This window comes from Paenibacillus sp. Z6-24, assembly GCF_054161335.1.
Window position 1 is genome coordinate 1,010,701 of sequence record NZ_CP096398.1, and the last position, 25,403, is coordinate 1,036,103.

Annotated in this window: 25 protein-coding genes and 1 riboswitch; of the genes, 18 read left to right on the forward strand and 7 right to left on the reverse strand. The window is 48.2% G+C overall.

Annotated features, from left to right (window positions below):
• Positions 1–27 precede the first annotated feature (27 nt).
• From M1D61_RS04565 to M1D61_RS04610, 10 genes are all read left to right on the forward strand, one after another.
• Complete coding sequence (locus M1D61_RS04565; protein ID WP_458121335.1) at positions 28–2,037, forward strand: peptidoglycan D,D-transpeptidase FtsI family protein; 2,010 nt, start codon at positions 28–30, stop codon at positions 2,035–2,037.
• A 329-nt stretch (positions 2,038–2,366) separates the two neighbouring features.
• Entirely contained in the window at positions 2,367–3,392 is a 1,026-nt protein-coding gene (locus M1D61_RS04570; RefSeq protein WP_458121336.1) for a metal ABC transporter solute-binding protein, Zn/Mn family, read from the forward strand.
• A gap of 209 nt (positions 3,393–3,601) precedes the next feature.
• Positions 3,602–4,393: a metal ABC transporter ATP-binding protein gene (locus M1D61_RS04575; RefSeq protein ID WP_458121337.1), complete on the forward strand. Its 792-nt coding sequence runs from the start codon at positions 3,602–3,604 to the stop codon at positions 4,391–4,393.
• 21 nt (positions 4,394–4,414) lie between these two features.
• Positions 4,415–5,326, forward strand: a complete 912-nt coding sequence (locus M1D61_RS04580) for a metal ABC transporter permease (RefSeq protein WP_458122406.1) — start codon at positions 4,415–4,417, stop codon at positions 5,324–5,326.
• Positions 5,316–6,206 carry a metal ABC transporter permease gene (locus tag M1D61_RS04585; protein WP_458121338.1) on the forward strand — a complete coding sequence of 297 codons (891 nt, stop codon included), beginning with the start codon at positions 5,316–5,318 and terminating at the stop codon, positions 6,204–6,206. The genes M1D61_RS04580 and M1D61_RS04585 overlap by 11 nt, the downstream gene beginning before the upstream one ends.
• 538 nt (positions 6,207–6,744) lie before the next feature.
• Positions 6,745–7,494 carry a Cof-type HAD-IIB family hydrolase gene (locus tag M1D61_RS04590; RefSeq protein WP_458121339.1) on the forward strand — a complete coding sequence of 250 codons (750 nt, stop codon included), beginning with the start codon at positions 6,745–6,747 and terminating at the stop codon, positions 7,492–7,494.
• A gap of 234 nt (positions 7,495–7,728) precedes the next feature.
• The gene (locus M1D61_RS04595; RefSeq protein ID WP_458121340.1) at positions 7,729–8,214 is read left to right on the forward strand and encodes a DUF456 domain-containing protein; all 486 of its coding nucleotides are present in this window, start codon (positions 7,729–7,731) and stop codon (positions 8,212–8,214) included.
• Between the two features lie 252 nt (positions 8,215–8,466).
• Positions 8,467–10,104, forward strand: coding sequence for a putative polysaccharide biosynthesis protein (locus tag M1D61_RS04600; RefSeq protein WP_458121341.1), 1,638 nt, complete (start codon positions 8,467–8,469; stop codon positions 10,102–10,104).
• A 33-nt stretch (positions 10,105–10,137) separates the two neighbouring features.
• Positions 10,138–10,494 carry a thioredoxin family protein gene (locus M1D61_RS04605; protein WP_458121342.1) on the forward strand — a complete coding sequence of 119 codons (357 nt, stop codon included), beginning with the start codon at positions 10,138–10,140 and terminating at the stop codon, positions 10,492–10,494.
• A 392-nt stretch (positions 10,495–10,886) separates the two neighbouring features.
• Positions 10,887–11,900 carry a COX15/CtaA family protein gene (locus M1D61_RS04610; protein WP_458121343.1) on the forward strand — a complete coding sequence of 338 codons (1,014 nt, stop codon included), beginning with the start codon at positions 10,887–10,889 and terminating at the stop codon, positions 11,898–11,900.
• Between the two features lie 407 nt (positions 11,901–12,307).
• On the opposite strand, the gene M1D61_RS04615 is transcribed toward M1D61_RS04610, so the two are convergent.
• Positions 12,308–12,682 (reverse strand): hypothetical protein, encoded by a 375-nt coding sequence (locus M1D61_RS04615; protein ID WP_458121344.1) that lies wholly within the window; start codon positions 12,680–12,682, stop codon positions 12,308–12,310.
• A 16-nt stretch (positions 12,683–12,698) separates the two neighbouring features.
• Positions 12,699–12,854: riboswitch (SAM riboswitch) on the forward strand.
• 137 nt (positions 12,855–12,991) lie between these two features.
• Here M1D61_RS04615 and M1D61_RS04620 point away from each other — a divergent pair.
• From M1D61_RS04620 to M1D61_RS04630, 3 genes are all read left to right on the forward strand, one after another.
• The gene (locus tag M1D61_RS04620; RefSeq protein ID WP_046215836.1) at positions 12,992–14,008 is read left to right on the forward strand and encodes a methionine ABC transporter ATP-binding protein; all 1,017 of its coding nucleotides are present in this window, start codon (positions 12,992–12,994) and stop codon (positions 14,006–14,008) included.
• A 5-nt stretch (positions 14,009–14,013) separates the two neighbouring features.
• A complete protein-coding gene (locus tag M1D61_RS04625) occupies positions 14,014–14,682 on the forward strand; it encodes a methionine ABC transporter permease (RefSeq protein WP_152663595.1) in 669 nt (222 codons plus the stop codon).
• A 93-nt stretch (positions 14,683–14,775) separates the two neighbouring features.
• On the forward strand, positions 14,776–15,615 hold the full coding sequence (locus tag M1D61_RS04630) for a MetQ/NlpA family ABC transporter substrate-binding protein (RefSeq protein ID WP_458121345.1): 840 nt from the start codon (positions 14,776–14,778) through the stop codon (positions 15,613–15,615).
• Between the two features lie 84 nt (positions 15,616–15,699).
• Here the strand turns inward: M1D61_RS04630 and ybaK are convergent, their stop codons facing one another.
• Positions 15,700–16,185 carry a Cys-tRNA(Pro) deacylase gene (ybaK, locus tag M1D61_RS04635; RefSeq protein ID WP_458121346.1) on the reverse strand — a complete coding sequence of 162 codons (486 nt, stop codon included), beginning with the start codon at positions 16,183–16,185 and terminating at the stop codon, positions 15,700–15,702.
• Between the two features lie 137 nt (positions 16,186–16,322).
• On the opposite strand from ybaK, the gene M1D61_RS04640 reads away from it, so the two are divergent.
• A complete protein-coding gene (locus M1D61_RS04640; RefSeq protein ID WP_458121347.1) occupies positions 16,323–17,135 on the forward strand; it encodes an SDR family oxidoreductase in 813 nt (270 codons plus the stop codon).
• 191 nt (positions 17,136–17,326) lie between these two features.
• Here M1D61_RS04640 and M1D61_RS04645 read toward each other — a convergent pair whose 3' ends face one another.
• On the reverse strand, positions 17,327–17,572 hold the full coding sequence (locus M1D61_RS04645) for a NifU family protein (RefSeq protein WP_017815716.1): 246 nt from the start codon (positions 17,570–17,572) through the stop codon (positions 17,327–17,329).
• A 215-nt stretch (positions 17,573–17,787) separates the two neighbouring features.
• Between M1D61_RS04645 and M1D61_RS04650 the strand changes: the two genes are divergently transcribed.
• Positions 17,788–18,042, forward strand: a complete 255-nt coding sequence (locus tag M1D61_RS04650) for a YuzB family protein (protein ID WP_046215831.1) — start codon at positions 17,788–17,790, stop codon at positions 18,040–18,042.
• 87 nt (positions 18,043–18,129) lie between these two features.
• On the opposite strand, the gene M1D61_RS04655 is transcribed toward M1D61_RS04650, so the two are convergent.
• A complete protein-coding gene (locus M1D61_RS04655) occupies positions 18,130–19,206 on the reverse strand; it encodes an NAD(P)/FAD-dependent oxidoreductase (RefSeq protein WP_458121348.1) in 1,077 nt (358 codons plus the stop codon).
• A gap of 311 nt (positions 19,207–19,517) precedes the next feature.
• Positions 19,518–20,624: an aminofutalosine synthase MqnE gene (mqnE, locus tag M1D61_RS04660; protein ID WP_458121349.1), complete on the reverse strand. Its 1,107-nt coding sequence runs from the start codon at positions 20,622–20,624 to the stop codon at positions 19,518–19,520.
• Positions 20,625–21,069: 445 nt separating this feature from the next.
• Between mqnE and M1D61_RS04665 the strand changes: the two genes are divergently transcribed.
• Complete coding sequence (locus tag M1D61_RS04665) at positions 21,070–21,432, forward strand: HesB/IscA family protein (protein ID WP_046215828.1); 363 nt, start codon at positions 21,070–21,072, stop codon at positions 21,430–21,432.
• Positions 21,433–21,501: 69 nt separating this feature from the next.
• Here M1D61_RS04665 and M1D61_RS04670 read toward each other — a convergent pair whose 3' ends face one another.
• Complete coding sequence (locus M1D61_RS04670) at positions 21,502–22,218, reverse strand: metallophosphoesterase (RefSeq protein WP_458122407.1); 717 nt, start codon at positions 22,216–22,218, stop codon at positions 21,502–21,504.
• Positions 22,219–23,253: 1,035 nt separating this feature from the next.
• The gene (locus tag M1D61_RS04675) at positions 23,254–23,835 is read right to left on the reverse strand and encodes a hypothetical protein (RefSeq protein ID WP_458121350.1); all 582 of its coding nucleotides are present in this window, start codon (positions 23,833–23,835) and stop codon (positions 23,254–23,256) included.
• A 410-nt stretch (positions 23,836–24,245) separates the two neighbouring features.
• On the opposite strand from M1D61_RS04675, the gene M1D61_RS04680 reads away from it, so the two are divergent.
• Entirely contained in the window at positions 24,246–24,527 is a 282-nt protein-coding gene (locus tag M1D61_RS04680; protein WP_458121351.1) for an SDR family NAD(P)-dependent oxidoreductase, read from the forward strand.
• Positions 24,528–24,581: 54 nt separating this feature from the next.
• Positions 24,582–25,337 carry an SDR family NAD(P)-dependent oxidoreductase gene (locus M1D61_RS04685; RefSeq protein ID WP_458121352.1) on the forward strand — a complete coding sequence of 252 codons (756 nt, stop codon included), beginning with the start codon at positions 24,582–24,584 and terminating at the stop codon, positions 25,335–25,337.
• Positions 25,338–25,403 lie beyond the last annotated feature (66 nt).

A 25,403-nucleotide genomic window follows, 5' to 3' on the forward strand; every position in this document is an offset into this window, starting at 1 on the left:
CAGAATAAAGGGAGGTTTATGACGTTCATGAAAAAAATAGGTTCATCCGAATCGGAAGAATTTGAAGAGAGTCATCGGCGCCAGTTTTCGATCCGGCTGAATATTTTCTTTTTTGCTACGTTTCTGATATTTAGTATACTGGTCGTACGTCTGGCGATTCTGCAGTTTGTGGAAGGTCCCACGCTGACAGAGGAAGAATCCAGCATTACCAACAACGAGACGCCGATTCTGCCTAGCCGCGGGATTATTTACGATGCTTCCGGTACCAAAGTGGCATACTCGATTCCGACACAGTCTCTGTATTTTACATTGAACAAGGATTACCAGCTGGAAAAGAACAAACCGGAATTTTACAAAATTGTCGGCGATCTGAAGCGGGTGTTTAACAAATATGGTGATCCCGATAAGAGAATGACGGCTGAAGAAATTATCGATGCTATGGACATTACGTATCGTAAAAACTTTGGTTATACGCCGCGCCGGATTAAAAAGGATCTTAGTAATAAAGAGATTGCCTATTTTCTGGAGCATAAGAGCGACTACAAAGGAATTGAAGTCCGCGAAGAAAGTATTCGTCAATACAGCCCGGATCGTGTAGCTGTCCAGGCAGTCGGTTATCTTCAGGGATTTTCTGGAGTTAAAGAAACTGTGAAAAAATATAAAAACAGAAGCAATCTTACCGGAGCAAGCAAACGTTATCTAGATACAGAGTTTGTAGGTATGGATGGACTGGAGTATATGTATCAGGATGAACTGCGTGGTAAAAATGGGGTACGCAGCACACCGGTCAATGCATTGAATCGTGCCGATGGACGTGATACGTTGACACCACCACAAAAAGGTCATAATATTTGGATGACTATCGATAAAAATGTGCAGCTCGCGACTCAGCAGGCCATCACGAATCAGGTTGCCCAGCTGCGTTACCAGAGAGGTACCGGTAATGCACTGACCGGATATGCTGTAGCGATGGAAGTACAGACCGGCAATGTAATCGCTATGGCCAGTATGCCTGACTATGATTCCAATATTTGGTCGAAGTCACCGACGCAGCAGCAAATTGCTGATCTGGCATCTGTTTATCCTAACGGAACGATCCGGGAGATTTATAACGGCAGACGTGCATCTTCCATGGTGCTGTTGGGCTCCGTTATCAAGCCGCTCAGCGTTATGATCGGTCTGAAAGAAGGATTATTTACTGCAGATACATGGTACTATGATCGCGGTTATGCCGAATTTGGTAAAGCAGGTCATGAAACCAGAGTACGAAATGCCCTGGGAGAAGTGCTGAATTCATTAAATCCAACAAGAGCTATTGAAAAATCATCCAATGCCTTTATGGTTGATATGGTTGGTAAACAGCTCGTGGTTAAACATGGCAGCAAGGCCATTGATGTATGGGATAAATACATGAAAGAATTTGGTCTTGGCGTAACAACTCAGAGCGGTCTGCCTTATGAGAGTGAAGGCCGTGGCGAGTATACCAACCTTAAGGCAGCAGGTAGTGTACAGGCAGCGATGGCATATGCTTCCTTTGGTCAGCAGGGACGTTATACGACGCTCCAGCTTGCCCAGTATGTCACCACCATTGCCAACAAAGGCAAACGCCTGAAGCCGCAGTTCGTGAGCAAGATTACGGATGCCAAAGGCAATGTCGTAAAAGTAACCAAGCCGGAAGTGCTGAATACCGTCGACTTCCCGCCAGAGTACTGGAACACAGTCATTAACGGAATGCGCAGTAAAGTGGATGCCCTGAATGGCTATCATTATGATGTAGCCCGTAAGACCGGTACATCCCAGCAGTCCGTATACGGCAAAATCGTCGATAACGGTGTATTTATCGCTTTTGCTCCACGTGATAATCCAAAGCTCGCCGTGGCAGTAGTCATTCCGGAAGGCGGCTTCGGTTCCCGAAGTGCAGCACCGGTAGCGATCAAGATCTTTGATGCTTATGATCAGGAATACGGCCTGGATGGCATTCCAAAGAAAAAGACGGCCACTACAGACGAGGCAACTGCTGGAGAATCCGCACAGTAAGCAGCTCGTAATCTATGAGATGATCATTACCTTGGCGCAAGTTTCAAACTGTTGAAACTATTCAAGCTATATCATCAGGCTCTCTCCCTTTTATCGGGAGGGAGCCTTTTTTAATATATCATAGCTTTATTTTAGTACTTGCAATTTTACATTTTACACCTTAAAATTTGCATCAAGGAAACATTATTTCAAAATATAAAAATAAAGTCATATAGGAAATACTTTTGTGAATGAGCAATAGTTAAAGAGACAGAAAATACTTCATAACATCAGACTCATGCGAGCCATTCACTTTCACAGCAAATTTCTATAGTAAAAGGAGAGAGATTATGAAGCGGGATGTACAGGTTCAGGATAAAAGCCTGATTCATAGGCTGTCCAAACACAAAATTCAGCAGCGTAAACACAGGCTGTCTACCGTTGGATCTGCAGCTCTGCTGCTTCTGCTCATCGTGATACTGACAGGCTGCAGCAATAATCCATTTGCTTCAGAAAATGCTGCAGCCGATCAGGGAGCAGGTAAATTCCGGATTACCGCCACAACCGGTATGATTGCGGATGCAGCTCGTCAGGTAGGCGGAGAGCATGTATACGTCACCGGCCTTATGGGGCCCGGCGTCGATCCGCATATGTACAAAGCTTCCCAGGGAGACATCCGCAAGCTGGATGAAGCCGATCTCGTACTGTACAACGGACTGCATCTGGAAGGAAGCATGACGAATATTATGGAAAAGATGAGCCGAACCCGCAATGTAGCCGCTGTTACTGCCTCCATCCCTGTCAGTGAGCTGCGGCAGAGCGAAGAGAATTCAAGCGAGCATGATCCGCATATCTGGTTTGATGTGCGTCTGTGGATGCAGTGTGTCGAGCAGATTCGCGATTCACTCATCGCTGCTGATCCTGATCATGCACAGGATTACCAAGCCAACGCTGCAGCCTATCTGGCTGAACTGAAGCAGCTGGATGAGGATGTACGGGAGCAGATAGCCTCTATTCCACAGCAGAGCAGAGTGCTGGTGACCGCTCATGATGCTTTTGGCTATTATGGAGATGCGTATAACATTGAAGTACGCGGATTGCAGGGAATCAGTACCGCTTCGGAATACGGTTCCCGGGATGTCAGTGAACTGCGCGATATGCTGGTGGAGCGCGGTATTAAGGCCGTCTTCGTCGAAAGCAGTGTGCCTGCGCGCTCCATGGAAGCCATTATCGCCGGAGCAGCACAGCAGGGACATACGGTGAATATCGGCGGTGAACTGTACTCCGATGCACTCGGTGAACAGGGCAGCGATGCCGGAGACTACATCGGTATGGTTCGCCATAACACGGATACCATCGTCAAGGCGCTCCGGTAAAAGACAGGACAAAACAGAGTAATGGTAAGCATAAACTGTCTTTTTTACAGTCGCTCTTCATAACAGAACAGATTGCAGATGGCAGAAAGCTCGCTGTCCATTGGATGAGACGGATATTATTTCTTCGAAACCAGGTCAAACACAGTCCATATCTATAGAATGTACGGACATAAGTCATCTTCACACTAACGATAAAAGGAGGAATTAAAATGAATACAAAGCCTGTTAATCTACCGATTCACACAGCAGTCAGTCCGCTGAATGCCCAGAGCATCACTGTGGCCTACCACAAAAAGCCTGTTGTACAAAATGTATCTTTTACCCTTGATGAAGGTCGATTGGTCGCCTTGATCGGACCGAATGGAGCCGGCAAATCGACACTGCTCAAAGCAATGCTTGGACTGGTGCCTGCAATCAGCGGAGAAGTGAGCATTTACGGCAAGCCTTATGCCAGTCAGCGCAAACGGATTGGTTATGTGCCCCAGCGCGAGTCGGTCGACTGGGATTTCCCGACCAATGCGCTGGATGTCGTACTCATGGGCACCTATGGACGTCTCGGCTGGTTCCGTCGTCCGGGGCGTCAGGAGCGCGAGATTGCGCTGGAATCGCTGTCCAAAGTAGGCATGGCCGATTATGCGGACCGTCAGATCAGCCAGCTGTCCGGGGGACAGCAGCAGCGTGTATTTCTGGCCCGGGCACTGGCCCAGCAGGCTGATCTGTATCTGATGGATGAACCGTTTGCCGGTGTGGATGCCGCAACAGAGAAAGCGATTATTACGCTGCTGGAGCAGCTCAAGCAGCAGGGCAAGACCGTGCTGGTCGTGCATCATGATCTGTCGACGGTTGAGTCCTATTTTGATGATGTACTGCTGCTGAACCGGGAACTGATCGCTGCCGGGCCGGTGGAGAATGTATTTAATACCGAGATGCTGCAGCGTACCTACGGCGGTCGACTGACCTTTTTGCAGGATAGCGGCAGTATAATTATGGCGGGGAAATAAGGAGGGACTACATTGCTGGATATGCTTGTCTATATCATGAACGATCCCAATGTACGCTGGATTATCCTCGGCTGCATGCTGCTTGGTCTCAGCAGCGGCGTGATCGGTTCCTTTATGGTGCTGCAAAAGAAGAGTCTGATCGGCGATGCGCTGGCTCATGCGGCACTACCGGGAATCTGTATCGCTTTTATGCTGCTCGGAGTCAAATCGACCGCAGGCTTCCTGATTGGAGCATTAATCGCCGGCATGCTGGCGACGGTAGGTATTCGCTGGATTACCGAACATTCCCGGATCAAACAGGATGCGGCAATGGGCATCATTTTATCGTTTTTCTTCGGGATTGGGGTGCTGCTGCTGACTCGTATTCAGCATAGCGGCAACGGTGGACAGAGTGGACTGGACAAGTTCCTGTTTGGTCAGGCCGCTTCGATGATGCGGGAAGATCTGTATCTGCTAACCGGTATAAGCATATTACTGATCGCTATCTGTACGCTGCTGTTCAAGCAGTTCAAGCTGGTGAGCTTTGACCGCGGCTTTGCACGTGGACTTGGTTGGCCGGTCGTCTGGCTGGAGCAGATCATTCTGCTGCTGACAGTGCTTGTCGTCGTGGCGGGCATTCAGGCCGTCGGGGTAGTGCTGATGTCTGCGCTGCTGATTACACCGGCTGTAGCTGCACGCTACTGGACAGACCGGCTGCATATTATGGTCATCCTGGCTGGTATCTTTGGTGCGGTCAGCGGGGCGGCAGGCACGGTATGGAGCAGTATGGTATCCCAGCTGCCGACGGGACCGGTCACGGTACTGGCAGCGACGCTCATATTTGCAGTGTCCGCTTTATTCGCACCACGCCGCGGATGGGTCGCCCGTCTCTGGCAGCATCGGCAGAATCGGCTGGAATGGCAAAAGCAGGGAGGGGTATCTCATGAGCAGTGACTTCTGGATTATGCTGACGGCTGCGCTGATGTCAGCGTGCTGCGGGCTGCTGGGGTGTTTTCTGATTTTGCGTAAAATGGCATTGATCGGGGATGCGATCAGCCATGCGGTGCTGCCAGGGATTGCTATTGCTTTCCTGCTGAGCGGTGGACGTGATTCGATGGCGATGATGATCGGGGCCACTGCGCTGGGGCTGATCGCTGTATTTCTGATCCAATGGCTGCAGAGTTCAGGTATTCAATCAGATGCCTCGATCGGTATTATTTTCACCGCATTGTTTGCGATTGGTGTCATTCTGGTCAGTCTGAATGCGCGTAATATCGATCTGGATCTGGACTGTGTATTGTTCGGGGAAATCGCCTATGTACAGTGGGATACCTGGATGATGAATGGCATGGATATGGGTCCGCGTTCGGTATGGATGCTGGGATTCGCGCTGCTGGTCATTCTGACGCTGCTTGGTCTGTTTTACAAGCAGTTCAAAATCACTGCCTTTGATCCGGCAATGGCGGCAGCCTGCGGCATCCCGGTGATGCTGTTCCATTATCTGCTTATGGGTATGGTATCGATGACGTCAGTTGCTTCCTTTGAAAGTGTTGGCGCCATTCTGGTCGTAGGCATGCTGGTCATCCCGGCCGCTACGGCCTATCTGCTGACAGACCGCCTTGGCAGAATGCTGGTCTACAGCGTCATCGTCGGTGTCGTCAGCTCGATTGCGGGCTATTACACCGCCTATGTGCTTAACGCCTCCATCGGCGGCAGCATCGTAACCGTGGCGGGTATCCTGTTCATCATTACGTTCCTGCTATCTCCACGTCACGGTATTCTGTTCCGTAAACTGCAGCAAAAACGAGTTGCAGCATCTGCTGCCGCAGAATAAAAATCTCATGAACCACAGATTGATCTGCGTTAAAAACAGCATATAAAAATGTAAACAAAATGACCAGTATAGCCTGCTGGTCATTTTTTGCTGCAAAAAGAACCGTATCATTATGCATATTGTTCTGACAAAATTCAATAATGGATCTCATGTGTGTCTAAGTATAGAATTAAATAAGTACATTGCAAATGACACAATACGCATGGAACGCAGGCAAGGAAATAAGGGCAAAGGACGACATTGGAGTGCGGGAATCCACATATATTCCTACTCTGTAGATTCCTGCGTTCCACCGGAGGACGTGCCCTTATTCCTTGCCGCAGTGGCTGCCCTCACCACCTGTACATTTTCAATTCCCTCAGGTAATTGCCATTACCGCCTTCATTACGAACAGTCACTAAATAACTCCCACTTTACAAAAGCTTTTGTGAGCGTTGAACATAATATGCTAAAATACCTCTGATACCCCTGCGGTTCAAAGCTGTGCAAGCAACAGTTTACAAATAAATAAAGAAAATGGATGGAGGAACACCCCGCAATGACAACACGCAAATACAAATTGCTCGCACTTGATATGGATGGAACACTGCTCAACGACAATCATGAGATCACCCTGGAAACGAGCAAATGGATCAATAAAGCGATGGACGAAGGCATTCATGTCTGCCTCTCGACTGGTCGTGCAGCCAGCAGTGCACTGCCGTATGGACAGGAACTGGGACTGGAGACGCCGATGGTGACCGTGAATGGCAGTGAAGTATGGAAATCACCGCGTGAGCTGTACCGCCGCACCCTGTTGGACCCGGCGCTGGTACGCCAGATGCACGACTTGGCGATGGAAAAGGATGTATGGTTCTGGGCCTATTCGGTCGAGCGTCTGTATAACCGTGACCGCTGGCTGGAAAATACACCGCTGGAACAGGTGGAATGGCTCAAATTTGGCTATAATACCGAAAATGACCAGCTTCGTCATGAGATTCTGATGGCGCTGCAGGACATGGGCGGACTGGAAATCTCCAACTCCTCTCCTTACAATCTGGAAATCAACCCGCTTGGCATTAACAAAGCGGCAGGAATCGCCGAAGTGTGCCAGCTGCTGAATATTGATATGTCCGAAGTGGTCGCTGTCGGTGACAGCCTGAACGATCTCGCAGTGATCCAGGCTGCAGGACTTGGCGTAGCGATGGGCAATGCCCAGGAGACCGTCAAATCCGAAGCCGATCTGGTCGTCGCCAGCAACAATGATGATGGAATCGTCGAAGTGATTCGCGATCATATCTTGGTCTAACCTGCAGGAGTCTCCACATTCTCCGCACAATTTGAAACCAATGTGTCATTTGGACAGTATACAGGTATACAAATAGTAGAGTATATCTGCAGAAGCAGGCGAACAGGTCTGTTTCTGCGGAAGCGCAGCTAGAGTTAGAGTATACCTTGCGCTGTGAAGATACTCCCTGAATGAACATGGATGATAATGTGCCAATCCGGATAGTCCGGATCGGACAAAGGAGAGAGATGACAGATGGAAGTTATAGGTTGGATACTGGTCATTGCCCTGTTTGTAATCGGGATGCTCGGAACGATCTATCCCGTATTACCGGGAGCATTGGCAATATATTTTGCATTTTTTGTATACGGATGGTTTTTCTCGTTCGCTGAATTTGGACCGTGGTTCTGGATTATCCAGACGGTTATTGTTATTGCCCTGTTTGTGGCAGATTATCTGGTCAGCGCCTATGGGACCAAAAAGTTCGGAGGCACAAGGCTATCGGTCATCCTGTCCACGATTGGTCTGATTATCGGACCGTTTGTGATTCCGGCTTTTGGTCTGATTCTGGGTCCATTGATCGGGGCACTCGCCGGTGAGCTGATCAGCGGCAAGAACTTCCAGACGGCACTCAAAGTCGCCTGGGGAACGATGCTTGGACTGCTGTCCAGCGCAATCGTGAAGATCATTCTCCAGCTGGGCATGATTATCATTTGGATTATCTGGATTGTCGTGCATTAAGCGGATGTACATTGCGAATTACGCAGAAGCTTGTCTATAATAGTAATGCTGACGTAAGACGACGACCGGAAGGCGAATCAGCCTTCCGGTTTTTTGTGCCGATTCGGTTACATAGACAGTCCGCAATCTTTCGGATGCTGCAGATGAATCTGCTGTACAGGCCAATAGGCAGCAGGCGGCAGAGCAATGAATATAATGAGATGATCCGAATACTGTGCATCCATGATGTGACATGAGAGAAGGGGAACTATTTTGGCTAAGGCAGAATCATTTATCAAAGGAACGATCATCCTGGCCGTGGCGGCACTGGTCGCCCGTGTGCTGGGACTGGCACAGCGTGTACCGCTGGAGCATTTACTCGGTTTTACCGGGGATGCGGCATTTTCGATTGCCAATAATGTGTATCTGATGCTGCTGGCGGTTGCTACCGCAGGCATTCCGAGCACACTCAGTAAAATGGTGTCCGAGCGTTATGCGCTGGGACGCCCGCATGAAGCGCAGCGCATTTATTATGCGGCGCTTCTGTTTGCCGGAGCGGCAGGTGTGGTGATAACCCTGCTGCTGTATTTTGGAGCGCCGTATTATGCGGCAATGTCCAAGGAGCCGGCGGCGGCGCTGTCGCTGCAGGCGATTGCTCCATCTCTGCTGCTGTTCCCGGCAATCGCCATGATGCGCGGTTATTTCCAGGGACGCAATATGATGATAGCGGGCGGTGTATCGCAGGTTGTGGAGCAGTTTGCCCGTGTATTCACGGCTATTTTGCTGGCGTATCTGCTCGTCCGCATCGGTTATGGTGATGTGGAAGTAGCTGCTGCCGCTTCATTCGGCAGTGTGCTGGGCAGTATCGGTGCTTTTGCGGTCATGATTTACTTTACCTTCAAGCTGCGCAAACAGGATGCAGCCAGCCGCATGGAAATGAAAAAGACCGGCGAAGAATCGGTCATTCCTCTGGGTCAGATTTACAAGGATATATTTAAATTGTCCATACCGATCGTTATCGCCTCGCTGACGATTCCGGCAGTCAATATTATCGACAGTTCGATTATCAAGCCGCTGCTGATCGATCAGGTCGGCAATCTGGCAGCGACAGCTTCCCTTGGTATTCTGGGACAGCGTGCACAGAGTATTGCGGGAATTCCGCCGATTCTGGCTATCGCGCTCAGTACCTCCTTGATTCCGATTATCTCGGCAGCCTATGCCCGCAAAGAACAGGAGAATCTGCAAAAGCAGATGACTCTGGCGCTGCGGATATCGGTATTGACCGGAGTGCCGATCGTGCTGATGCTGGCGACGGCAGCCTACTGCATCAATGGACTGCTGTTTAGTGCCAATGACAGCGGCGGGGCAGATGCACCAAGCATTATTGCGCTGTTGACGATTTGTACGATTTTCCAGATTACGATGATGACGAGCAACTCGATGCTGATCGGGATTAACAAAGTCAATCTGTCGATGGTTCACGTACTGGCCGGGATTGCCCTCAAGCTGGTACTGAGTCTGGTGCTGTCGCAATTTTTTGGCATTTACGGCATTATTTCGGCGACCGGATTATGCTTTGTGCTGATTACGATACTGAATCTGCGTTCGCTGCATCAGGTGGTCAACTTCTCTGTACTGGGCAGCCGCTGGCCGGGCTTCCTGATTACCGTCGTGCTGCTCGGTCTGGTCGGTCTCGTGCTGAATCAGGCGGGGATCGGACTAACGGCCTGGATGAACGACAGGGTTGCATTTTTCCTTGGTTGTTGTATGGTAGGAATAGCGACACTGGTATTGTATCCGGTGATGTTGGTGATCCTGCGCGTGGTGCGTTCAGAAGAATTGTCCTCGTATCCGGGACCGCTGCGCAAGCTGCTGTCACCGCTGATGCGTCTGCAATCCCGCAAAGGCTGATCATCCATTACAAATAAAGGAGGATTTATCTCTATGCAAATGATTACAACAAGCGAAAGCTTTTATACAGCAATTAACTCTCCCAAGCTGACGGTTGCCGTCTACAAGGCCGACTGGTGTGTAGACTGCAAATTTATCGATCCATTCATGCCTGAAGTCGAAGCTGATTATGCAGATCGTCTTCAATTGGTGGAAGTGGACGTGGAAAGCGTAGGCGATGTGAGCCAGGAGCAGAATATCCTGGGTATTCCAAGCTTTGTCGCTTATGCGAGTGGCAAAGAACTGGTTCGCTTCGTCAACAAAGCCCGCAAATCCCGCCAGGAAATCGAACAGTTCCTGGACCGCGCGGTGGCTGTGTATGAGACGCTCCATACACAGGCAGCGGAGTAAAGTAAGACAGCAAAACTAAAACGATATCATCGGCAGCGCAGATAAGTCTGCCTGTGAGAATAATATGTTGAATAAAAGCAGCCTTTTCCAATCCTGAGACTTGTCGGGCATGGGGTGATATACATTTACCCTGATGCTTACAGCCTATGGATATGGCAAAGGCTGCTTTTTTACAGTGGATGATAGGTGAGATAAGACATTATATAACCGATTTCAAAAGAATCCGGTATTCCCGTATCAAACATCATATCTACCGTCCTCCCGTTCTGTCATACTACAGAGATTGATCATTTTTTGTCACAAACCGGCCGCTAGGATTCGATCAGAATTGATATAATAAGATTGACTTCAAATGAACGTCACTATCATATAAATAGCGGGTGATTCTCATCATGGCAAAAAAGCCACTAATAACGATTAAGCAACTGAAATGGCTGAGCTATATCACCTGTCTCGCCATGTTCCTGGCGACGATGGGCGGCCTGGTTGTGACCAAGACGGGTTCCGGTATGGGCTGTGGAGCACAGTGGCCGCTGTGTCACGGCAAATTTATCCCGGCGTATACGATCGCTTCATTGATTGAATATTCACACCGTGCAGTCAGCGGATTTGCCGGACTTACGGCACTGTTTTCCTTTATTGGATTCATGTTTTTCAATAGAAACAAAGAGCTGCGCGTGTACGCTTCATTTACTCTGTTCTTTGTCATTCTGCAGGCAATCATGGGCGCATTTGCAGTCGTATTTTCCCAATCGTCTGCCGTTATGGCACTGCACTTCGGTTTCTCGATGATCGCGTTTGCCAGCTCGTCGCTGCTCGCGTTCAGCACCCGCCGGCTGCATCTGCGGCAGATCATTCACGATATTGCCGACGAGCCTCCGGTTAGCAAAGGGTTCCGCAATCTGACCTGGTTCGCTACGATCTTTACCTACATCGTTGTGTATACCGGTGCTTTTGTGACGCATACTGATTCACGCGGCGGCTGTTCGGGCTTCCCGCTCTGTAACGGAGCACTTGTCCCTGAACTGTCCGGCGGCGTAGCGGTAGCTTTCCTGCACCGCGTCGCGGCTGTGGCACTCGTCATCGTAATTGCCATTCTCGGCCACTACGCCTACCGTCGCCATCCGCACAACCCGGGTATCCGCAAAATGGGAATCCTGGCTGTACTGTTCATCCTGCTGCAATTTGTCAGCGGAGCAATTAACATCTTTACAATGGATACACCGGAAGTCTACTTCTTCGCCACCATGTCGCATACGCTGATCATTCAGTTCCTGTTCGGCATCCTCTGCTACATGAGCCTGCGCGTATGGCAGCTCAGCCGCGGCTCCTACGGCCGCCTGGCCCCGAATGCCTGGGGAGAAGGCACAAGTACCGCGGACCAGAAGACAGGTACTTTACATTAATTGATTTATAATTGCGTCATTGATCTGTCGCTTCCTATTTAGATGCATGAACAATAGACAAGCTGCACTGTCTCACATGTATTATTAGCAGCGCAGTCTAACTGTAGATTACAGATCACCGTACCAAAGCCGTCCTTCATCACCGGACGGCTTTTTTATTTGCATTGAACAGAGTACATCACAATAGAGCAGTAAGAGCAGTAAGAGCAGTAAGAGCAGTAAGATTACTTTTTCTTCCTGGACCACGCAACAATTTCACCTTGCACTAAGCGGAGAGAAGAGAATTCTACCAATGACCGACATTTAAGAATGGAGATCGACTGCTGCAAGCGGTTATTCAAGATCTCCATTCTTAACCGGAGGGAATGGTAGAATCTCTTCTCGAAGCGGATGAACTATACATCGAACTATACACCGCTCGTCACAACAAGAGACGCTCTCACAAATACCCACCAATGAAAATGAATTTTCTTTGCATAACGATTCACCGACTCTGCCAGCCCAAGAAAAAGATCTAACATAATCCCCCTTTTCAGACGAAAAAGAGTAAGAGGCCACTTCCACCTTTTGAAAAGGAAAGCTTCCTCCCAATCTCTACCAAGCCTGTTTACCGGCGACCAGCCTTCTATTTCAGCACCGGAATATGTAACTTTTGACGAATCCCAAGTATTCTGATTAACTTTACGTAGTATTTGATGAAATTTTGCTGAATTCATCGAAATTCCATATATTTTTGCTTTACAAACGATGTGATCTTCAATATACTGAGTAAAGATTTTCATTCGACGTTTTCATATTTTCTTATCGAGAGTGGTGGAGGGACTGGCCCGATGAAACCCGGCAGCCGATTTGGAAATGACCGTTAAGGTCTTATTTTCCAAATGACATGGTGCTAAATCCTTCAAAATGGCAGATGCATATTTTACAGCATCCTGCGATTTTGGCAGATGAGAAGGCAATATCTAGATGATAGAGAGCCCTTTTCTGCAAAGGGCTCTTTTTGTGTATAAAGCGGTCGCTTGAAGAAAAATTACTGAATGACAGTATAAAGGCTCGTAACCGAGCAAGCTACAAGGAGGAGGATCTGAAGCTTGATTCAACTGGAGAATTTGACCAAAACCTATGGCAAAGGCAAAAATGTAACCCCTGCCTTGTCCGAGCTGAATCTCTCGATCGAACGCGGCGAGATTTTCGGCGTTATCGGCCATTCGGGTGCTGGTAAGAGTACGCTTATACGATGTATTAATTTATTGGAACGCCCGACTTCCGGACGGGTATGGATCGATGGAGTGGACCTGACCCGTCTCAGCAAATCCGCGCTGCAATCCCGCCGCCGCAAGATCGGTATGATTTTTCAGCACTTTAACCTGCTGTCCTCGGCTACGGTCTATGACAACATCGCTTTCCCGCTGCGTCTCGTCAAGACACCGGAAAAGAATGTTCGTGCCAAAGTGGAAGAACTGCTGGCGCTGGTTGGTCTGGAAGCTCATGCACGCAAATATCCGGCCCAGCTGTCCGGTGGACAGAAGCAGCGTGTCGGTATCGCTCGTGCGCTGGCAAGTGATCCGGATGTGCTGCTCTGCGATGAAGCAACATCTGCACTCGATCCGCAGACAACCGACTCCATTCTGAAGCTGCTGCTGGATATCAACCGCCGCTTCAACCTGACGATTGTACTGATTACACACGAAATGCACGTTATTCAGAGCATTTGTGACCGTGTAGCCGTTATTCATCAGGGAGGAATTGTGGAAAAAGGTCCTGTGGCCGAAGTGTTCCTGAAGCCGCAGCATGCTGTGACCCGCGACTTTATCAACCGGGAGTACACCCATGCCGAACTGCTTGATATCGCGCTGGATGCACCGCATGCGTCTTCCTCACTGGCCGTGAAGATTTCGTTCCTGGGTGACAAGACGTATCAGTCCATTCTATCGCAGACCGTGCGTCAGACAGGCGTGGATTTTGCCATTATCCAGGGTACTATCTCCACACTGAAAAATGTCCCTTACGGACAGCTTATTGTTCGTTTTGAAGGGGAAGAGGCGCTGATCCGCCGTACGATTGAAATATTGACCGGCGAAGGCCTGGATGTGGAGGTGATCGAGTAATGGACGTGGGAGCACTTGATTTTACACAGGTAGACTGGACAGAGTTTGGTACAGCTACCAAGGATACACTCGCCATGCTCGGCGCTTCGGCATTGTTCACCCTTATTCTGGGACTGCCGCTGGGAGTCATCCTGTTTATGTCGGCCCGTTCCACATCACCTGTCGTACGCGTCGTATACACGGTACTGTCGGTGATTGTGAACATTCTGCGGTCGGTACCGTTCATTATCCTGATCGTGGCACTGCTGCCGCTGACGGATAAGCTGGTCGGTACGACGATTGGTGTCAAAGGAACGATCCCGCCGCTCGTTATCGCAGCTGCGCCGTTCTTTGCCAGACTGGTGGAGACGGCGCTGCGTGAAGTGGATCGCGGCGTGATCGAAGCCGCTCATGCGATGGGCGCTTCCGTATGGCAGGTTATCAGCCGGGTATTGATCCGGGAAGCGATGCCTGGACTGATTGCCGGTCTGACCGTTACGGTCGTGGCACTCGTCTCCAATACGGCAATGGCCGGTATGGTCGGCGCCGGTGGACTGGGAACGCTGGCAATTAACTATGGATATTACCGCTATGAGACAGCCGTCATGCTGGTGGCGGTTGTGCTGATGGTCGTCATTGTGCAGGTACTGCAGATGATCGGCGACCGTCTGGTCATTTATTTCTCACGGAGATAGGAAAGAACAGGTACAGGCGCTGCCTGAATCGGTTCCTCCGAATTCCATATCACCAATAGATCAACCAAACTATCATAAAGGGGCAAACATACTATGAAAAAATGGGCACTCGCTCTGATCAGCATCATGCTGATCGCTGTTGTCGCAGCTTGCGGCAGCAAAACAACTGGAGATTCCGCACAATCCGGAGCAGCTGAAGGCAGCAAAGAAGTAACACTTCGTGTCGGCGCAACCGCTGTTCCACACGCCGAGATCCTTAACCACCTCAAACCGGCTCTGGCCAAAGAAGGCATCAACCTGGAAGTGGTCGAATTCACGGATTATATCCAGCCGAACGTACAGCTGAACGATAGCAAACTGGATGCCAACTACTTCCAGACCAAGCCTTACCTGGATGAGCAAAACAAATCCCGCGGCATGAACCTGGTAACTGTACAAGGCGTACACATCGAGCCATTCGGCGGATATTCCAAAAAGTACACTTCCCTGGATCAGCTTCCTGACGGCGCAAGTATCGCCATCCCGAACGAAGTATCCAACGGCGCACGTGCACTGATCCTGCTGGCGAATAACGGACTGATTGAACTGAAAGACAAAACGAAGATCACTTCGGATGTAAAAGATATTACAGCTAACCCGAAAAACCTGAAATTCATACCGATGGATGCAGCAATGCTGACTCGTCAGCTGAACCAGGTAGATATGGCGATGATCAACATGAACTATGTACTCGAAGCCAAAATCGATCCTAAATCTGCACTGGTAGTGGAAGACAGCAGCGCACCATACGCGAACTATCTGGTATCCCGTGAAGACAACAAAGATTCCGATGCGATCCAAAAGCTGGCTAAAGCACTGACTTCCGACGATACCAAGAAATTTATCGAAGAGCAGTATAAAGGCGTAGTAATCCCGGCATTCGAAACGAAATAAGCATAGCAATAACCAAAATACGGTGAGCCCATAGATATGGCTCACCGTATTTTTGCATGAATAAAGCGATTGGGGAGATCGGCATTATTCCTCCATACATAATGGCTCAAATTGTGCCTGAACAACCTGAGCGAGTTCCTGCGGCCTCAGTTCGATCTGGGTACCAATCCGTCCTGCGCTGACAATCATCCGATCAAGTGACGCTGCCTGCTGATCGATAAAGGTAGGGTACAGCTTTTTCATGCCTACCGGAGAGCAGCCACCGCGGATGTACCCCGTCCATTTCTGCAGTTCATTAACTGGCAGCATATCGAGCTTTTTCTCGCCGGCAGCGCGGGCGGCCTGCTTGAGATCCAGCTCTGCACCAACCGATATCACAAAGATATACAGTCCCTGTTTACCCTGGGTCACGAGCGTTTTGTGAACCATTTCGGCAGGCTTGTTGATTTTGACAGCTACGGCATTACCGTGAATCTGACCGTCTTCCGGATCGTATTCGTAGATCTGGTACTGAATCTGTTCCTTGTCGAGAATGCGCATGGCATTCGTTTTTTGTTTATGGGTGCTCATGATCAGGATTCCTTTCTGCCGATAATCGTACTCTGGTTCTAATCTATCCAAAATAAAGCATGAATTCAACCGCAAAAAGAAGATTGGATGAAATCCGGAGAACCTTTTTGACATCTGCTATCACTAGTTTGTACACTATGAATAGACTCGAATTGAGTATTGATGACCAGGGAGGCATAGTATTGGAACGCAGAACCGCTCTAATTACAGGAAGCGCCAAGGGACTTGGCAAAATGACGGCGCTTACGCTAGCCGGTCAGGGCTATGATATTGCTCTAAATTATGTAAACAGCGAGACAGAGGCGCTGCAGCTGCAGCAGGAGATTCAGCAGATCGGTGTACGCTGTATCGCTGTACAGGCAGATGTATCGGTAGAACAGGATATTGACCGGCTGGTGGATGAAGTGCAGCAGCAGCTGGGCAGTGTAGATATATTGGTGAACAATGCCGGCCCTTTTATTCGGGAGCGCCGTTTATTTATGGATTATGAACGTTCAGAGATTATGGATATGCTGCAGGGCAATCTGATCGGGGCGATGCTGCTCGATCACCGGGTACTGCCAGGTATGCGTGAGCGCAAGTGGGGCAGGATCATCCATTTTGGCTTTGGTCATGCTGCGGAATCGAGAGCCTGGCCGCATCGCGCCGTCTATGCAGCGGCCAAAGTTGGTCTGGTTTCCTTTACCAAAACACTGGCAGTAGAAGAAGCGTCCAACGGGATTACGGTCAATATGATCTGTCCTGGGGATATCCGCGGGGATAACAAGGAGAAGCGGATCGATGAAGTTATCGGCATGAGTGACGGAGAGACACCGCGCGGTCGACCAGGCAGCGGCGAAGACGTCGCCCGTGTCATTGCCTACCTGTGCGAGAATAATTCAGACTTTATTACCGGCAATATTATGGAGATCTCGGGCGGGCTGGACCCGATTCGTCCTTATGTAAAGTAAACAATAGATCGCCTCAAATAAAGCAGGCACGGAGTGAGGCTCCACGCCTGCTTTATTGAGTTTTTGTATTTCTTGTCGTCCTTGTGGACAATCTCACTATGTAGTTTCACATCGTAAAAAAAGAGACCTTCCTGCTGGAAGGTCTCTTTTGGTGGCAAATGCCTATAGATCAATGCATGAAAAGGAATGACTTAGAATACTTGCACTACCTCTTCCACACCTTCAACTTCTTCGAAAAGGGCGCGCTCAATACCGGCTTTCAGTGTGATTGTAGAACTTGGGCAGCTGCCGCATGCACCCATCAGTTTCAGTTTGACGATACCGTCTTCAACATCAACCAGTTCCACGTCACCGCCATCGCGCTGCAGGAATGGACGCAGTTTGTCCAGAACTTCCATTACTTCATCATACATTTCAGCTTGTACGCTTTCACTCATATTGTTCAACTCCTTTCGTAAGTATATTATAATATAAAAGTAAACCAATTTCAGCATTTGCGCCATTGATTTTTATACTCATTTCAAATTTATTTTGAAAATGAGTCACTACTCCGGCACAATTGGCATAGAACATGCTAAAATAGATCAGATGTACCGAGCAGAAAACCGTCGTTATTGGCACAATTGAAAGGATATAGATTGGAGAGTATCACATGAGACCCATTATTGAATTTTGTCAGAGCAATATGCATAATGGCACAGACCGCATTATGAAGCAGCTTGACAGCAACCCGGATTACGATGTGATCGAATACGGTTGTCTGGGCAACTGTGGTCAATGTTATGCGATGCCGTATGCGCTGGTTAACGGAGAAATTGTCGCATCCGAAGATGAGGATGAATTATATACATTAATTATGGATAAAATTAATGAGGCGGATGCCTGGGCTGATCTCGATCTTGATTGAGATCAGCTTTTTTGTACTCACAGACATGCCGGATAACGACAATTATTCAATATATCACCAGGGATAGGCGTAATGGAACAACATTCATTAACCAAAATGGTGTCTGGACATCCAGAGCACACCGCTCTTCAGCAGACGTGGTACGCGGCCGGTAACGGAACTTTTGCCACCAAACCCAAAGCCTGAACCGAAGCCGGCATGTTTGCCGAGTGCACCGAGTGTGCCTTTCAGCTTGAGTGGTTGTACTTTTGGCTGCTCACCTTTCCAGCCGGCTACGATAACATTGGCAATCTGCTCGGCCTGTGCTTCGGCAGCCTGTGCGCTTGCTGCGAACGGCAGGGAAGCGCAGTCTCCGCATACGAAGATTTCCGGTCGGCCAGGAATCCGGTACAGATCGTCCAGGATGACGCGCCCGGAGTTATCCTGGTTGACGTTCAGCTCATCTACCAATGGTACAGGGCGAATACCTGCTGTCCATACGGTAATGTCTGCAGGAATACGTTCATCCGGTCCGTTGTATACACAGTCTTCTTCCACACGGCTGATATTGATTTTGTTGCGGATCTCTACGTTATGATCCTTGAACCAGTCCTGTACATACTTGGACAAGCGTGGAGGAGAAGCGGATAGCAGTCTTTCGCCACGATCCAGAATACGTACATGCAGATCTTCACGGCTCTCGCGAATCTCGGCTGCAATCTCGATACCGCTCAGTCCGCCGCCAACGATATTGACAGTCGATTGAGGAGGCAAGTTGTTGACCCGGCGGTACGTTTCGCGTGTAGCTTCAAACGTCTGGATCGTGCAGGTGAAAGTATCGGCTCCCGGTACACCGTGGAAGTTATCGACACAGCCAAGAGCAATAACGAGCTGATCGTATTGCAGCGGCTCACCGTCAGCAAAGGAGATACTTTTCTCATCCATGTTGATTCCGTTCACTTCACCATAGCGGATCGACAGCTTGGGATGAACAGGGAATTTGACACGCAGCTCCATATCGGAGGATGTTCCTGCTGCGAGCGCATAGTATTCAGTCTTGAGTCCCTGGAATGGCATGCGATCCACCAGGATTAATTGAGTGTCCGCCGGAATTTTGTGATCCAGCAGCTCATGCAGCAGGGTGGTTCCACCGTACCCTCCGCCGAGAATGACTAAGTTTTTCATAATATCTTCTCCCTTTATGCAGTGTGATTAATTGAGAATGTTATGGATTCCCGGATAGCATTACATAGCTTGGAAACGATAATGTATACTGACATCATCCGGCACAGGGAATTCACAGCAGAGACCGGGTAATGCCAATCGCCTGACGCTATAATAGGTTTATCGGCAGGCGGATAAACGGGCTTTACTTCAATGAGAAAGCATGCAGCTAAACATGCCTGTTCAATTAAGTAAAGCCCGGTGTATAGTGAAATGCGAGGCGCAAATAAAGGTGTTCCTGCAGGAGCGGTTAGACTTCTGCAGATCGACGGTTATTCGTACACTTGAATTTCGTTATAGAAGGTATCCCGCTCCACCGGAATGCGGCCTGCGCCTTTGACGAGCCAGACGAGTTCCTTGCGAGTCAGACCTTCCGGCGTCAGGGCTCCGGCAGCGTGACTGATACGTTCCTTGAGGATTGTACCATGCACGTCGGATGCGCCAAACGTCAGAGCCATCTGGGTCAGCTGGGTACCGATGTTAATGAAATAAGCTTTGATATGATCGATATTGTCAAGCATCAGACGGCTGATCGCGATCGTTTTGAGATCTTCATAAGCCGAGTTGCGACGCATAATGCTTGCGTTTTTGCTTTTTGGCTGCATGGATAATGGAATAAAGACCTGGAAGCCGTGAGTCTCGTCCTGAAGTTCGCGGATTTGAATCATATGGTTAACGCGGTCTTCATAGGTTTCAATCGAACCGTACAGCATGGTTGTATGCGTGCGCATGCCCAGTTCGTGAGCAGTGCGGTGCACTTCCAGATAGCGGTCGACATTGGCTTTGTCGACGCGCATTTTTTTGCGGTATTCATCCGACAAAATCTCGGCACCGCCGCCAGTCAGCGATTCCAGGCCGGCTGCCTGCAGCTCAAGGAGTACTTCTTTGATGCCAAGTCCGCTGATCCGGGTGAAGAAGTCAATCTCGGCTGCAGTATAAGCCTTAAGTGTAACTTCAGGGAATGCTTCGTTCAGTGCTTTGAGGGAATCCACATAGTATTGGAATGGTACATTGTTGTTATGTCCGCCAACGATATGGAACTCGCGTATGCCGGGATGAATATGCTGATTCACATAATCCACCATTTCCTGGCCGCTCAGTGTGTACGAACCTTCTTCGCCTTCATCCTTGCGGAAGTTACAAAAAGCGCAGTGGGCTTCACATACGTTGGTGAAGTACAGGCTCATATTCTCGATGAAGTATACTTTTTTGCCATTTTTGCGCAGATTGGCTTCGTTCGCCAGCTGGCCAATGGTCAGGATATCTTCGCTCTCGTATAAATATACCCCATCTTCAAGGGATAAACGCTCACCTGCACGTACTTTGTTAATGATCTCTGCCATCCGGGTATCCGTATGTGGTGTAATAAGGGTGGACATGCTAGATTCCTCCTGTTCTCCTGTAACGCTTCTGTCTATGGTGTCTAATCCCGTAAGACGCTCTTGTCCTGTCTTACACCAATTTGGCACTATTGAATAATAGAAGCCTATATTATGATTCGGTTATCTGTGATTTGTCACAACATTCGACACAACTATATCAGTTTTGAAATAACGCCTAATATTCAATATACAACAATGTACATAAGAAGTCATCCATATTAACAATAATTGTGAAAAAAGTTACAACGGTAAATAAGGCTAAAAACGCAATTGTTTTTGACATAATTTCGACATTTCACGTCATTGTTCACTTATCCATTATAAACCTCTCATCAGACACGGGCAACACAATTACTTAAAAAATGAAGGTTTTTGCAGGGATTCATCCTTGAGGCAATACCGGCAGAAGAGTATAATGAAAAGGGAAAAGGAGGGAATACGAATGATTACAATTAGTGATACAGCGGCTTCACGTATGAAGGAAATTATGGCTGCACAGGATATTCCGGGGCTGTTTGTGCGTGTGGGTGTCAGTGCCGGCGGCTGCAGCGGATTCTCTTATGCCATGGGTTTTGACAGTGAAGAGACAGAACAGGACATATACATGGACGTTCAGGAGATGAAAGTGGTCGTTAACAAGGAAGACCTTGGCCTGCTGAATGGTCTGGAAATAGATTACGAGGAATCTGGTCTTGCCGGGGGATTCACGATCAATAACCCGAATGCCATTGCTACCTGTGGCTGCGGAGCTTCTTTCCGTACCCGCAAAGAAGACGAAGTACTGGCTCAGCCTTGCGAGGACTAAGCACCAGGCAAGGAGCATAATGACTCAAGCGATCCAAATAAGGCATAGGGAGAATGACATCCCTGTGCCTTATTTTTTGTGCACCGCATAAGAGATACCGTTCGTCGTATCCAGCGCATTAAGCTGTCCACCATAGGCGGCTCCTCCATCGATGCCGATAATCCGGTTGATCCCGTAATAAATATTGAAGTTGGCAGCATCCTGATGGAGATAAAAAGTGGGCGTATGACCGAACACGACCAGCTGCTTCCCCTGATAGCCGGTATGAAAAGGTTCCCGGATCCAGAACAGCTGGCGGGGCGCCGTCTCGGCTGCGCTCTTGCCCGGTTCAACACCTGCATGTACATACAGATAATCGGATGTCTCGTAATAGAGCGGCAGTTCCCGGATAAATGCCAGATGCTGCAGCAGCGCATCCGAGTGCAGATCCGGCAGGTGAAAGTCCTCGCCCGACAGTGTGATCAATTCTTCCCGGCTGAATCCGTAGCTGAGCAGCGTCGCCAGACCTCCGTTCACCTTGAGCCAGCGGTTCCAGTCCGCTTCCCTGCCGCTGGTCAGAGCAGTATGCATCAGCTCTTCATGATTGCCCTTTAATGCAATCGCGCCGTCCCGGGTGAGCTGCATGACACGATCCAGCGTGCCACGGGAATTACTGCCACGATCCACATAGTCACCAAGCAAAATCAGCTGATCCTCTCCGGGCTGGTAATTGATCGTATCCAGCAGACGGTCGAGGAGTTCCAGTTCACCATGAATATCACTAATCGCTAGCGTACGTCCGGATATGAGAAGCCCTCCTTTGGCTAGAAATGATAGTAAGAATAGGATAGGATAGGATAGGATAGGATAAACAGCCAAAGGCTGCCAGCAATCCATATACTTGTGCATTATCGCCTTAAACATACTAACAGACTGTTCCCGATTTCTGCTTTAGAGCGAGTCTATAATTTCTTATTACCCGCGATTCGCTGACATAACAATGGATTACTGCATACAACTGTCGATCGACCCTATCCATCGGTTCGGTAAAAAGACTGCACCGGGCATTATGCCTGCGGTACAGTCTTTTTGTTGAATGATCGAATGCTGCATATCGTCTATATGGTTTGACTACATATCTACACAGCACTACCGGAAGATTCAGACAGAAGATGACGGAGTCACCGTTTCAGGCAAAACAGGAGCATTCTGTTCTTTCGGTTCGGCAGCAGGTGCAGGATGTGGACGTTTGGCATCGACTTTCGCTTTTTTGGCAGGATCGTTCCCCTTTTTGTCGTGAGGATTGGCTGCCGCATACGTATCTGCAGAAGCGGATGCTGCCAGCGTATCAGCACCTGGTTTTACAGGATGTTTGTCGCCGCCAGGTGCATCTAATGGAGCTGCAGAGACAGAGGCTGCCGAGATGGTGCCTGCCAGTAATATCGCCGAGAGGGCAGAGCCAATCGATCAGTAACATAGTGAAAGGTAAAGAAATAGCTGCTGCGCAATACAGGAAGCAAATTTCGGTTATCCAAGATAACTCCGGATTGGACCAATAAGCATGGCTTTCTGACCGCTGCTAGTAGTAAAGTCTACTTGCCCAATATGAATAAAATATGAATGTAAGTTTAAAATGAAATGAAAAACGGATTATAGAATTGCTATATAAATCAGTTGATAAGTCGTTATTATAAGAAGTAATTCATGATTATCAATGATCAGGGATGGATTGCTGCCGTCGTCCGTTATACGGTACGCAGCGATTATTACATAAAAAATAGCCACCCGTAAATTCGGATGGCTGATTTATTATCGTTGAATAATAGAATATTCTTTGATAGCTTATTTGGTGGTTGTAGCTTTGGCTGTTGTTTTGGCAGTCGTCTGGGCAGGCATGAGTTCGATTTTGCTGACTTTGGTTGTACTGCCGGAAGCCAGAGTGACAAATACGATATCACCGGCTTTCAGGGAAGAAAGGGATTTATGGGTCTCGGTTGTTTTGGTGCTGCCTGCCGCATGAGTGACGCTGACGACGCTGGTTGCACTGGTCGTAGTAAGTGTAGTAGCCGCTGTGCTGAATGTCTGGGCAGGAGGCTGACCGCCAGCATTGGCTTTGGCTTCTCCTGCTGCCGGCGGTGTAGGAGCTTCACCGCTTGGCGGAGCTTCGCCTGCCTTGGGAGCCGTGGAGCCTTCGGTGCCGGAAGGAATAGCTGGCTGTGTGGAAGATTTATAAATTGTTATCTTGCCGCTGCTGATGGACTTGATTTTGCCAATGATGACATTCTTGTTGTTGACTGCCGTCTTTGCTGCAGAAGTAGTTGTTTTGGTCGTTGCTGCCGCATCGGCTGTAGAGAACGCCGTCAGCGATCCTGCCAGCAGTGCAGCGGAAAGCGTAAGAGTGGCTAGTACTTTTATAATTTTCATAAATAATATTCCCCCTGGAGAATGAATGTTGGGGCAAGCCGGATGACCTGCTTACAATTCACAGTATAGATGCACAATATGAATTCCTTGTGAATAGAAGAAGCCGAACCAACAGCATTTTGGGTGGATACCTCATTCATAAATAATTCTTTACCAATCGTTCTCAATATGATAAAGTTCTCAATAAGAAGTTGCTAACTCGCATGATAGCAAGACTTTCCACACCCAATAACATTTGCAAAACGAAAGGTTTATTTTTTCACATTATTAGAACGATCGTTCTAATAAATATTTGAACGTTCATAGGAAGAGAAACAGGAGCAATAACAATGAAAAAACGGTATTGATCACAGGCGTGTCCAGAAGCTAATTTTCTGGAATGAAAAGAAAAAGGCATTGTTGTAGATTATATGATTAATAATACGGGATTTGGTCTGTATGGAACGTTTGCAGAAACGGATTTGGAACAGGAAGCCAATATGATTGATGTAAATATCAAAGCATTAACAATAATGACCAAGTTGTTTATGCCGGATATGGTTAAACTAGGACAAGGAGGTGTTATAAATGTAGCGTCACTGAAAAGATTTTCCCCTAATCGACTTCAATTCTCTACGGTACCGAGTATTCTGGGAATGTCTGGTAGTGACATATGGATCGCGAAGAAAAGAGAAATGGTTTTTTATGCTTAAATTAGAATGATCGTTCTTGAATAATCAAAATACAATTTAAGGGAGACATGAATCATGAAATATACCGTAATTACAGGAGCCAGCTCAGGAATCGGTTATGAAAGTGCATTGGCATTTGCTGCCAAAGGAAAAAACCTGATTATCGTGGCAAGAAGAGTAGACAAACTGAATGAGCTTCAGGCCAAAATTAAAGAATTGTATGCAGACCTGGATGTAGTCGTCGTTGCAAGTGATCTTTCAGTTACCGAGCAGGCGTATGAACTATACAACAGTCTGAAAAATTATGAAATCGAAACATGGATCAACAATGCAGGTCTTGGAGAAGGTTCACTGGTCGTTGATCAGAATCTAACCAAAGTTGAAACGATGTTACGAGTGAATATTGAATCGTTAACGATTCTTTCTACTCTGTATGTCAGAGATTATGCTAATGTCGAAGGGACTCAATTAATCAACGTATCGTCAGCACTGGGATATATAATTGCCGTAGGAAGCGTAGCCTACTCTGCGTCCAAATATTATGTAAGTGCATTTACTGAGGGACTTGCTAAAGAGTTAGCACTAAAAGGCGCTCACTTAAAAGCAAAAGTATTGGCACCTGCAATTACAGAAACAGAATTTGTGAAAGTCTCAAATAATATGGAAGAGTACAATTACGAGAATAATATGCTCAAATACCATACAGCCAAGCAAATGGCAGGATTTATGGTTGACCTTTATGAGAGCAGCGAGACGGTAGGTATTGTCGATCCTGAGTATAATTTCAACTTAAGAGCGCCTATCTATCCGGTTATTTCAGAGTTGGGTTAATTATTTTCAGATATTAATCGTTTCTGATCAGGCACCTCTTATAGTTATTATAAATAAATAGGCGAG

What these genes read in the sequence shown, in the direction of transcription:
- M1D61_RS04595 (WP_458121340.1), top strand. Translation starts at nt 7,729, where the DNA reads ATGGAAGTTATAGGTTGGATACTGGTCATTGCCCTGTTTGTAATCGGG.
- M1D61_RS04565 (WP_458121335.1), top strand. Translation starts at nt 28, where the DNA reads ATGAAAAAAATAGGTTCATCCGAATCGGAAGAATTTGAAGAGAGTCAT.
- M1D61_RS04590 (WP_458121339.1), top strand. Translation starts at nt 6,745, where the DNA reads ATGACAACACGCAAATACAAATTGCTCGCACTTGATATGGATGGAACA.
- M1D61_RS04680 (WP_458121351.1), top strand. Translation starts at nt 24,246, where the DNA reads ATGATTAATAATACGGGATTTGGTCTGTATGGAACGTTTGCAGAAACG.
- M1D61_RS04615 (WP_458121344.1), bottom strand. Translation starts at nt 12,682, where the DNA reads ATGAAAATCTTTACTCAGTATATTGAAGATCACATCGTTTGTAAAGCA.
- M1D61_RS04650 (WP_046215831.1), top strand. Translation starts at nt 17,788, where the DNA reads ATGAGACCCATTATTGAATTTTGTCAGAGCAATATGCATAATGGCACA.
- M1D61_RS04685 (WP_458121352.1), top strand. Translation starts at nt 24,582, where the DNA reads ATGAAATATACCGTAATTACAGGAGCCAGCTCAGGAATCGGTTATGAA.
- mqnE (WP_458121349.1), bottom strand. Translation starts at nt 20,624, where the DNA reads ATGTCCACCCTTATTACACCACATACGGATACCCGGATGGCAGAGATC.
- M1D61_RS04675 (WP_458121350.1), bottom strand. Translation starts at nt 23,835, where the DNA reads ATGAAAATTATAAAAGTACTAGCCACTCTTACGCTTTCCGCTGCACTG.
- ybaK (WP_458121346.1), bottom strand. Translation starts at nt 16,185, where the DNA reads ATGAGCACCCATAAACAAAAAACGAATGCCATGCGCATTCTCGACAAG.
- M1D61_RS04645 (WP_017815716.1), bottom strand. Translation starts at nt 17,572, where the DNA reads ATGAGTGAAAGCGTACAAGCTGAAATGTATGATGAAGTAATGGAAGTT.
- M1D61_RS04605 (WP_458121342.1), top strand. Translation starts at nt 10,138, where the DNA reads ATGCAAATGATTACAACAAGCGAAAGCTTTTATACAGCAATTAACTCT.
- M1D61_RS04575 (WP_458121337.1), top strand. Translation starts at nt 3,602, where the DNA reads ATGAATACAAAGCCTGTTAATCTACCGATTCACACAGCAGTCAGTCCG.
- M1D61_RS04585 (WP_458121338.1), top strand. Translation starts at nt 5,316, where the DNA reads ATGAGCAGTGACTTCTGGATTATGCTGACGGCTGCGCTGATGTCAGCG.
- M1D61_RS04570 (WP_458121336.1), top strand. Translation starts at nt 2,367, where the DNA reads ATGAAGCGGGATGTACAGGTTCAGGATAAAAGCCTGATTCATAGGCTG.
- M1D61_RS04610 (WP_458121343.1), top strand. Translation starts at nt 10,887, where the DNA reads ATGGCAAAAAAGCCACTAATAACGATTAAGCAACTGAAATGGCTGAGC.
- M1D61_RS04665 (WP_046215828.1), top strand. Translation starts at nt 21,070, where the DNA reads ATGATTACAATTAGTGATACAGCGGCTTCACGTATGAAGGAAATTATG.
- M1D61_RS04640 (WP_458121347.1), top strand. Translation starts at nt 16,323, where the DNA reads ATGAATAGACTCGAATTGAGTATTGATGACCAGGGAGGCATAGTATTG.
- M1D61_RS04655 (WP_458121348.1), bottom strand. Translation starts at nt 19,206, where the DNA reads ATGAAAAACTTAGTCATTCTCGGCGGAGGGTACGGTGGAACCACCCTG.
- M1D61_RS04630 (WP_458121345.1), top strand. Translation starts at nt 14,776, where the DNA reads ATGAAAAAATGGGCACTCGCTCTGATCAGCATCATGCTGATCGCTGTT.
- M1D61_RS04580 (WP_458122406.1), top strand. Translation starts at nt 4,415, where the DNA reads ATGCTTGTCTATATCATGAACGATCCCAATGTACGCTGGATTATCCTC.